The following is a 9,147-nucleotide window of genomic DNA, read 5'->3' as shown; positions in this document are numbered from 1 at the left end:
TCACGGAGGCCTGACATGGGCTCGTTCAGCATCTGGCACTGGTTGATCGTCCTGATCATCATTCTGCTGGTTTTCGGCACCAAGAAACTGCGCAATCTGGGGTCCGATCTGGGCGGCGCGGTGAAGGGCTTCAAGGACGGCATGCGTGATGCCGTGGCCGACGACAAGCCGGCCGAATCGCCGCCACCGGCGGTGCCCCCGGCACAGGTCGGCAGCGGACAGACGATCGAGGGCGAAATTCGCGAGCGAACGAAAACCTAGGCCGCAGCCCGAATGCTGCACGGATGTCGCCGGCGGCTGCCGGCGACCCACCCGGTAGCCGTGGCCATGTCCGCAACCAGATGAACTGACTGCTGCGCATGTTCGATATCGGTTTTTCCGAGATGCTCGTCATCGCCATCGTTGCCCTCGTGGTGATCGGTCCCGAGCGGCTGCCCAAGGTGGCGCGCACAGCGGGGCATCTGCTCGGTCGCCTGCAGCGCTACGTCAGCGACGTCAAGGCCGACATCAACCGCGAAATACAACTCGAAGAGTTGAAAAAGCTGCAGGCCGAAATCCAGGATTCGGCGCGCAGCGTCGAGCACAGCGTGCAGCAGGAAATGCTCGCCGTGCGGCAGAGCGTCGAAAGCGTGGCCGCCGATCGTCCGACCGGCGAGGCAGCAGCGACCGGCAACCCAGGCTCCAGCGCGCCGCCCGCCCTCGGCCAGAGCGCGCTGCCGGCAAGCCGGCCGGCAGCGACCGACAAGCCGGCGCAGGAAGGCTGAGCAGGCCATGGACCCGGCGGAAGACTCTTTCCTCTCACACCTCGTCGAACTGCGCGACCGCCTGATCCGCTCGCTGATTGCCATCGGCATCACCTTTCTTTGCCTGTTTCCATGGGCCAAGGAGCTCTACGCGCTGCTCGCCCAACCGCTACTGGCAACGCTGCCGCAGGGCGGCCAACTGATCGCCACCGATGTGGTCGGCGTCTTCCTGGTGCCGATGAAAGTGGCCCTGATGGTCGCCTTCCTGATCACCCTGCCCTACGTCCTTTTCCAGATCTGGGCTTTCGTCGCGCCCGGACTTTATGCGCACGAAAAGCGCCTCGCCCTGCCGCTCGTCGGAGCCAGCGTGCTGCTCTTTTTCGTCGGCATGGCCTTCGCCTACTTTCTCGTCTTTCCGACCTTCTTCGGCTTCATGGCGACGGTCGTTCCCGAACATGTCGCGTGGATGACCGACATCGAGAAATACCTGTCTTTCGTCCTGACGACTTTCATGGCCTTCGGCGTGACTTTCGAGGTACCGGTGATCGTCGTGGTTCTCGTCCATGTCGGCATCGTCGAGCTGGGCAAACTCAAGGAGTGGCGTCCGTACGTGATCGTCGGAGCGTTCATCGTGGCCGCCGTGTTCACGCCGCCCGACGTGATTTCGCAACTGATGATGGCCATCCCGCTTTGCCTGCTTTTCGAGTTGGGTCTTTTTCTGGCCCGTTTCGTCAGGCGTCAGGCCGCACGCACGCAGCCGGCAGAGGCGGCCGACGGCGACTGGCAGCCGCTATCGGGCGAGGAGATGCAAAAGGCGCTGAGTGAGCTGCATCCGCCCGACGACAAGCGGAAACCGGACGCCTGATCGTTCGGCTGACGCCAGCCGCCGGGGCACCGCGCTCAGTCGAGCTTCGCGCGTAGCAGTTCCTTGACCCGCTGCGGGTTGGCTTTGCCGCGGCTTGCCTTCATCGCCTGCCCGACCAGCGCGTGCAGGGCCTTTTCCTTGCCGGCGCGGAACTCGGCCACCATCGTCGGATTCGCCGCGAGCAGTTCGTCGATCAGTTGTTCGAGCGCACCGCTGTCGCTGATCTGGCGCAAACCCCGGCGCTCGATGAGCTCATCGGCCGAGTGCGCGTCGCCGCTCCACAAGGCGTCGAAAACCTGGCGGGCAATGTTCGTCGACAGGGTTTCGTCGCCGATGCGGGCAATCAGACCGCCGAGCTGTTCGGGAAGCAAGGGACAGTCGCCGATCTCGCGATCTTCCTTGTTGAGCCGTGCGGCCAGCTCGCCCATCACCCAGTTGGCGCAGGTCTTGGCGTTCGGCCGGCCGGCTTCGGCGACCGCCGCTTCGTAGTAGTTGGCCAACTCGAGCGACGCCGACAGGACTCGCGCATCGTAGCTCGACAGTCCGTAGTCGGCGATCAAGCGTTCGCGCCGGGCTGCCGGCAACATCGGCAGGCGGGCAGCAACTTCGCCGATCCAGGCGGCGTCGATCACCAGTGGCAGCAGGTCCGGGTCGGGAAAATAGCGATAGTCGTGCGCATCCTCCTTCGAGCGCATGCTGCGCGTTTCGCCGCTCGCCGGGTCGAAGAGTACCGTGGCCTGCTCGATACGGCCGCCGTCCTCGAGCGTGCCGATCTGCCACTGCACCTCGTAATCGATCGCCTGCTGCAGAAAGCGGAACGAATTCAAGTTCTTGATCTCGCGCCGGGTGCCTAGCTGCGCCTCGCCGAGCGGCCGCACCGAGACATTGGCGTCGCAGCGGAAAGAACCCTCCTGCATGTTGCCGTCGCAGATGCCGATCCAGCGGACCAGCGCATGCAGCGCGCGCGCATAGGCGACCGCTTCTGCCGACGAAGATAGATCGGGTTCGCTGACGATCTCGAGCAGCGGGGTTCCGGCGCGATTGAGGTCGATTCCCGACCTGCCGACGAAAGAATGGCCGCTTTGCTCGTGCAGCGACTTGCCGGCATCCTCTTCAAGGTGCGCGCGCGTCAGCCGGATTCCCTTTTCCTGATCGCCGCACTGAATGACCAGCCTGCCGCCACTGACGACCGGTAGCTCGTACTGGCTGATCTGGTAGCCTTTCGGCAGGTCGGGATAGAAATAGTTCTTGCGCGCGAAGACCGAGCGCGCAGCGATCTCGCCACCGACAGCCAGCCCGAAACGGATGGCGCATTCGACTGCGCCTTTGTTGAGTACCGGCAGGACACCGGGCAGCGCGATATCGACCGCATCCGCCTGCAGGTTGGGCTCGGCGCCGAAGGTCGTCGAGCTTCCCGAAAAGATCTTGGCTTGCGTCGACAACTGCACGTGCGTCTCAATGCCGATGACGATTTCCCACGCTTTGCTCACAGGTCCTGTTTCTCCTCGACTAGGGTGGCCGCGCCGCTGCGGCAGGGCGCCAGCCGCCGCCTCGTCGACTGGCGATGGCGGGTCGCTGCCGGGCGCATCAGGCGAAGGCGTCCGGGCGCGCCTGATGCCAGTGCGTGACCTGCTGGTAGCGGTGCGCCACGTTGAGCAGCCTCGCCTCGCTGAAATAGTTGCCGATCAACTGCAGCCCGGCCGGCAGGCCACGCGCGAAGCCACAGGGAATCGACAGGCCGGGCAGGCCGGCCAGGTTGACGGCGATCGTGTAGATGTCGGACAGGTACATCTGCACCGGATCGGCCGCTTTCTCGCCCAGCTTGAAGGCCGTGCTCGGGCTGGTCGGTCCGACGATCACGTCGCACTGGCGGAAGGCCGCAGCGAAGTCCTGCGCGATCAGCCGGCGGATCCTTTGCGCTTGCCGATAATAGGCGTCGTAATAGCCATGCGAAAGCACGTAAGTGCCGATCAGGATTCGCCGCTTGACCTCGGCACCAAAGCCTTGGGCGCGCGTCCGGCTGTACATCTCGTTCAGATCATCGTATTCCGGCGCGCGGTAGCCGTAGCGCACGCCGTCGAAGCGCGCCAGATTCGAACTGGCTTCGGCCGGCGCGATGACATAGTACGCGGCAACCGACAGACGCATGTTGGGCAGGCTGAGCGCGACCGTTTCCGCGCCGAGCTGGCGGTACTCGGCAATCGCCTGCTCGACGAGTTGCATGACCTCCTGATCGCAGCCGCCGGCGAAAAACTCTTCCGGCAGGCCGATGCGGATGCCACGCAAGGGCTGCGTACCGCCGCCGCTGGCCAGCTCGCGCGTGTAGTCCTCGGGCGGGCGATCGAGGCTGGTCGAATCGCGTTCGTCGAAGCCGGCCATCGTGTTGAGCAGCAGCGCGCAATCTGCCGCCGAGCGCGCCAAGGGGCCGGCCTGGTCGAGCGACGAGGCGAAAGCGATCATGCCGTAGCGCGAAATGACGCCGTAGGTCGGTTTCATTCCGCTCAAGCCGCACAACGCCGCCGGCTGGCGAATCGAGCCGCCGGTGTCGGTGCCGGTAGCTGCCGGCGACAGCCGCGCGGCAACCGCCGCGGCTGAACCGCCGGACGATCCGCCAGGCACGCAGGTCGAGTCCCAGGGATTTCTCACCGGGCCGTAGAACGACGTTTCGTTCGACGAACCCATGGCGAACTCGTCCATGTTCGTCTTGCCAAGGAGGACGGCGCCGGCTGCCTGGAAGCGCTCGATCACCGAGGCGTCGTAGGGGCTGACGAAGTTGCCGAGCATCTTCGAGCCGCAGGTCGTCCGCCAGTCGCGGGCGCAGAAAATGTCCTTGTGCGCGATCGGAATCCCGGTCAGCGCACTTTGCGCGCCGCGCGCCAGCCGCTCGTCGGCTTGCCGCGCCTGCGCCAGGCTGCGCTCGGCGTCGACGGTGATGAAGGCGTTGAGCAGCGGGTTGTGGCGGGCGATGCGCTCGAGGTAGAGACCGGTCAGTTCGACGCTCGAAATTTCCTTGTGGGCAAGCGCCTGAGCCATCTCATGCAGGCTGCGCTCGATCATTCGATGACCTTCGGGACAAGATAGAGGCCGGCCTCGGTCTCCGGGGCGATCGCCTGGAAAGCGTTGCGCCGGGCCATCTGATCGGCGACGACGACCTGGTCCGCGCGCAAGCGCTGAGCGAGGTCCTGCGCATGGGCCATCGGCTCGATGCCCTGCGTGTCGACCGCCTGCATCTCTTCGATCAGGGCGAAAATATCGTTCAGATGGCCGAGCGTACTCTCTGCTTCGGCGTCGCTGATTTCGATGCGGGCCAGGTGTGCAACGCGCCGGACCTGTTCTAGGGTGAGCGACATGGGACGGAAATCACTAAAGGGTTAAACGCCGAGGTCTTCTAAGGTATCATAAAAGTTTTTCCCATCGAAGCCCCTGCGGGCCATCACGGATTTTGCCAGCATGTTCAGTTTTCTGCGCAGTTACTTCTCGAACGATCTCGCAATCGATCTTGGCACGGCCAATACCCTGATTTACGTCCGCTCGAAGGGTATCGTTCTCGACGAACCGTCGGTAGTTGCCATCCGTACCGAGGGCGGGCCGAGTTCGAAGAAGACGATCCAGGCGGTCGGCAAGTCGGCCAAGGAAATGCTGGGCAAGGCGCCCGGTGCGATTACCGTCATTCGGCCGATGAAGGATGGGGTGATTGCCGACTTCACGGTCACCGAGCAGATGCTCAAGCAGTTCATCAAGAAGGTGCACGATTCGCGCCTGCTTTCACCGTCGCCGAGGATCATCATCTGCGTACCCTCGGGCTCGACGCAGGTCGAGCGGCGAGCGATCCGCGAATCGGCAATCGGCGCCGGCGCCAGCCAGGTCTTTCTGATCGAGGAGCCGATGGCAGCAGCGATCGGCGCCGGCCTGCCGGTGGCCGAGGCGACGGGCTCGATGGTCGTCGACATTGGTGGCGGGACCACCGAAGTCGGCGTGATTTCGCTCGGTGGAATGGTCTATGCCGGTTCGGTACGCGTCGGCGGCGACAAGCTCGACGAAGCGATCATGAATTACATCAGCCGCAACTACGGCATGCTGATCGGCGAGAACACCGCCGAGAACATCAAGAAGCGGATAGGATCGGCATTTCCCGGCGCGGAAGTGCGCGAAATGGAGGTCTCCGGGATCAACAAGGCCGAGGGGATTCCGCGCAAGTTCACCATCTCGTCGAACGAAATCCTGGAAGCGCTTACCGAACCCTTGAACAGTGTCGTGTCGGCGGTCAAGTCGGCGCTCGAAAAGACCCCGCCGGAACTCGGTGCAGACATCGCCGACAAGGGTATGGTATTGACTGGCGGTGGCGCCCTGCTGCGCGACCTCGACCGTTTGCTGATGGAGGAAACCGGTCTGCCGGTGATCGTTGCCGAGGAACCCCTGACCTGCGTCGCGCGCGGCTGCGGTCTGGCGCTCGAGAAGATGGACAACCTCGGCAGCATCTTCGCTTCCGACTGAGGCCTGGCGGTTTAGCCGCCGTACGTCACCTGCCCACCGAGCACAGGGATGGATCATCAGCCGCCACCGTTCTTCAAACGCGGTCCGGCACCCGTCGCGCTGCTGTCGTTCTACGTCGCGTTGTCGGTGGCCCTGCTGGTACTTGATGCGCGCTTCCAGGCGCTGGAAATGCTGCGTCAGGCGTTGTCGATGTTTTCGCTGCCGCTGCAGAACCTGGCCCACATGCCGATACAGTCGCTCGACGGTTTCGGCGCGTATTTCGTCAATGTCGAGCGCTTGCGCGACGAAAACGCCCGTCTGAAACGCGCTCGACTCGACAACGTTGCCACCTTGCTGCGCACCCAGCAACTCGAAGTCGAGAACGAACGCCTGCGCAAGCTGCTCGGCGTCAAGGAGCGGCAGCAGGCGAGCGGCCAGGCAGCGCAGATTCTGTACGCCGCGCGCGATCCCTTTTCACGCCGCATCGTCATCGACAAGGGGCAGCAGGACAAAGTCATTGCCGGACAGCCGGTGATCGACGACGCCGGAATCGTCGGCCAGGTGACGCGCGTTTTCCCGTTCGTTTCCGAGATCACGCTGATCACCGACAAGGAACAGGCGGTGCCGGTGCAGATCGTACGCACCGGCCAGCGTTCGGTCGTCTTCGGACTCGGCAACGGCCAACTCGATCTGCGCTTCCTGCCGGCGAACGCCGACGTGCAGAATGGCGATCTGCTCGTCACCTCGGGACTGGACGGCGTCTTCCTGCCCGGTTTTCCGGTCGCCAAGGTGGTACACATCGAACGCGATACGGCCTACTCGTTTGCCCGCATCTATTGCCTGCCGCTGGCCGCCGTCGAGAACTTCAGTGAAGTCATGGTCCTCGATCCGCGCCCGCCGGTCGCCCTGCCCGAGCAACTGACGAGTGAGGCAACCGGGCGCGATGGCCGCTCGCCCGGCAAGTCGGCAGCGGGCAAGAAGAGGCGCTTGCGCAAGGATTGAGCACGATGCAGACCAGCTACTCGTCTTCCCGCATTCTGTTGCCCGTGTGGCCGCCGTTCATCGGCCTGACGCTGCTCGTCGCCCTGCTCTTGAACCTGCTGCCGACGGCAGCCTGGCCGGCGATGCCCGATTGGCTGGTGTTGACGCTAGTCTTCTGGAGCGTGCGCGAGCCGCGGCGCGTCGGCATGGGGCTGGCGTTCCTCTCGGGCCTGGCAATGGACGTCGCTGACGCCAGCCTGCTCGGTCAGCACGCCTTGGCGTATGTGCTTGCGGTTTACGGCGGTTCCGCGCTGTCTCGCCGCATCCTGTGGTTCCCGCTCGGTCAGCAGGCGCTGCACGTCTTCCCCCTGCTCCTGCTCGTGCAGCTCGTGCAGTTGGCGGTGCGCACGCTGGCGGGCGCCGATTCGCCGGGAATCGCCTATCTCGTCGGCCCGTCTCTGGCCACGCTGCTCTGGCCTTTTCTGACTTACCTTCTCCTCCTGCCGCAACATCAGCCGGTGGACCACGATGCCAACCGACCGCTCTGAAAGCCGGCTGATGCACTCGGCAGCAGCCGCCCGATCGTCTGACGTGCCCGCCAGGCGGCGTCGACGCGCCGCTTGAGGGAGTTGCCGTGGCGCTCACTCAGACCTCGCTGAATGCACCCGAGCGCGAACTCGAACGCTTCCGCTTTCGCGTCGCGCTGGCGGGCGTTGCGGTGGTCGCGGCATTCGCGCTACTCCTTGCCCGCTTCTTCCACCTGCAGGTCGTGCAGCACGAGTACTACACCACACGCGCCGAGGACAATCGCATTTCGCTGGTGCCGATCGTCCCCAGCCGCGGCGTCATCGTCGATCGCCGGGGGACCGTTCTGGCGCGCAACTATTCGGCCTATACGCTCGAGATCACACCGTCCAAGGTGGAGGATCTCGAGGCAACGATCGAAGGCTTGGGGCGAGTGATCGAAGTGCAGCCGAAGGATCGCAAGCGCTTCCGCAAGTTGCTCGAGGAGAGCAAGACCTTCGAGAGTCTGCCGATACGCACTCGCCTGAGCGAGGAAGAGGTGGCCCGCTTCGCCGCGAATCGCTATCTCTTCCCGGGCGTCGAGGTCAAGGCGCGCCTGTTCCGTCACTACCCGCTGGGTCCGATTGCCTCGCATGCCATCGGCTACATCAGCCGGATCAACAAGCGCGATCTCGAAATGATCGACGACAACGGCCAGACGGCGAATTACAAGGGCAGCGAACACATCGGCAAAACCGGCATCGAACAGAGCTACGAGTTCGACCTGCACGGCGAAGCGGGCTACGAGCAGGTGGAAATCGATGCCGGCGGCCGGGCCATCCGCAGTCTGGCGCGCACACCGCCGGTGCAGGGCAACAATCTGACGCTGACGCTCGATGTCAAGCTGCAGGAAATCGCCGAAAAGGTCTTCGGCGACCGGCGCGGCGCCCTGGTCGCGATCGAGCCGTCGACCGGCGGCATCCTGGCGCTCGTGTCGACACCGACCTTCGATCCCAACCTCTTCGTCGACGGGATACGCAGCGACGACTGGGATGCGCTCAACAACTCGCCCGACAAGCCGATGCTCAACCGGGCGCTGAACGGTGCCTATCCGCCGGGTTCGACGTTCAAACCGTTCATGGCGCTGGCCGCGCTGGAGACCGGCAAGCGGACGCCGGGGCAGGCAATCTCCGATCCCGGCTACTTCAACTTCGGCGGACACCAGTTTCGCGACGACAAGAAGGGTGGGCATGGCAGCGTCGACATGCACAAATCGATCGTCCATTCCTGCGACACCTACTACTATATCTTGGCCAACGACATGGGTATCGACAGCATCGCGCGCTTCATGGCGACGCTCGGCTTTGGTCAGGAGACCGGGGTCGACCTCGAGGGCGAGTCGGCAGGCGTTCTGCCGTCACCGGAGTGGAAGAAGCGCCGCTTCAAGCGGCCGGAGCAGCAGAAGTGGTTTGCCGGAGAAACGATTTCAATCGGCATCGGCCAGGGCTACAACGCCTACACGCCGATTCAACTGGCGCTGGCGACGGCCGTGGTGGCGAACAACGGAATCATGTTTCGCCC

The 9,147-nt window shown here is 64.2% G+C and carries 10 protein-coding genes; 7 read left to right on the top strand and 3 right to left on the bottom strand.

What is annotated here, in order from left to right:
• Window positions 1-15 precede the first annotated feature (15 nt).
• From tatA to tatC, 3 genes are all read left to right on the top strand, one after another.
• Entirely contained in the window at window positions 16-261 is a 246-nt protein-coding gene (tatA, locus tag RKP46_RS17165) for a Sec-independent protein translocase subunit TatA (protein ID WP_311107753.1), read from the top strand.
• Between the two features lie 98 nt (window positions 262-359).
• A complete protein-coding gene (gene tatB, locus RKP46_RS17160; RefSeq protein ID WP_311107751.1) occupies window positions 360-764 on the top strand; it encodes a Sec-independent protein translocase protein TatB in 405 nt (134 codons plus the stop codon).
• Between the two features lie 7 nt (window positions 765-771).
• Window positions 772-1,608, top strand: a complete 837-nt coding sequence (gene tatC, locus RKP46_RS17155) for a twin-arginine translocase subunit TatC (RefSeq protein ID WP_311107750.1) — start codon at window positions 772-774, stop codon at window positions 1,606-1,608.
• A 35-nt stretch (window positions 1,609-1,643) separates the two neighbouring features.
• Here the strand turns inward: tatC and gatB are convergent, their stop codons facing one another.
• The 3 genes from gatB to gatC form a co-directional block, all read right to left on the bottom strand.
• Window positions 1,644-3,098, bottom strand: a complete 1,455-nt coding sequence (gene gatB, locus RKP46_RS17150; RefSeq protein WP_311107749.1) for an Asp-tRNA(Asn)/Glu-tRNA(Gln) amidotransferase subunit GatB — start codon at window positions 3,096-3,098, stop codon at window positions 1,644-1,646.
• Window positions 3,099-3,195: 97 nt separating this feature from the next.
• The gene (gene gatA, locus RKP46_RS17145) at window positions 3,196-4,665 is read right to left on the bottom strand and encodes an Asp-tRNA(Asn)/Glu-tRNA(Gln) amidotransferase subunit GatA (RefSeq protein ID WP_311107748.1); all 1,470 of its coding nucleotides are present in this window, start codon (window positions 4,663-4,665) and stop codon (window positions 3,196-3,198) included.
• The gene (gene gatC / locus RKP46_RS17140) at window positions 4,662-4,958 is read right to left on the bottom strand and encodes an Asp-tRNA(Asn)/Glu-tRNA(Gln) amidotransferase subunit GatC (protein WP_311107747.1); all 297 of its coding nucleotides are present in this window, start codon (window positions 4,956-4,958) and stop codon (window positions 4,662-4,664) included. The genes gatA and gatC overlap by 4 nt, the downstream gene beginning before the upstream one ends.
• A gap of 100 nt (window positions 4,959-5,058) precedes the next feature.
• On the opposite strand from gatC, the gene RKP46_RS17135 reads away from it, so the two are divergent.
• The 4 genes from RKP46_RS17135 to mrdA all read left to right on the top strand — a co-directional run.
• Complete coding sequence (locus RKP46_RS17135; RefSeq protein WP_300330746.1) at window positions 5,059-6,102, top strand: rod shape-determining protein; 1,044 nt, start codon at window positions 5,059-5,061, stop codon at window positions 6,100-6,102.
• Window positions 6,103-6,150: 48 nt separating this feature from the next.
• Window positions 6,151-7,083, top strand: a complete 933-nt coding sequence (gene mreC / locus RKP46_RS17130; protein ID WP_311107746.1) for a rod shape-determining protein MreC — start codon at window positions 6,151-6,153, stop codon at window positions 7,081-7,083.
• Window positions 7,084-7,088: 5 nt separating this feature from the next.
• Window positions 7,089-7,610, top strand: a complete 522-nt coding sequence (gene mreD / locus RKP46_RS17125) for a rod shape-determining protein MreD (RefSeq protein ID WP_311107745.1) — start codon at window positions 7,089-7,091, stop codon at window positions 7,608-7,610.
• 86 nt (window positions 7,611-7,696) lie between these two features.
• Window positions 7,697-9,147: penicillin-binding protein 2 (gene mrdA / locus RKP46_RS17120; RefSeq protein ID WP_311107744.1), on the top strand; the 1,451-nt coding region annotated here is incomplete at its 3' end.

Source organism: Accumulibacter sp. (genome assembly GCF_031732815.1).
In the GTDB taxonomy this organism is placed as follows: Bacteria; Pseudomonadota; Gammaproteobacteria; order Burkholderiales; family Rhodocyclaceae; genus Accumulibacter.
This window is presented reverse-complemented; position numbering and strand designations above follow the sequence as displayed.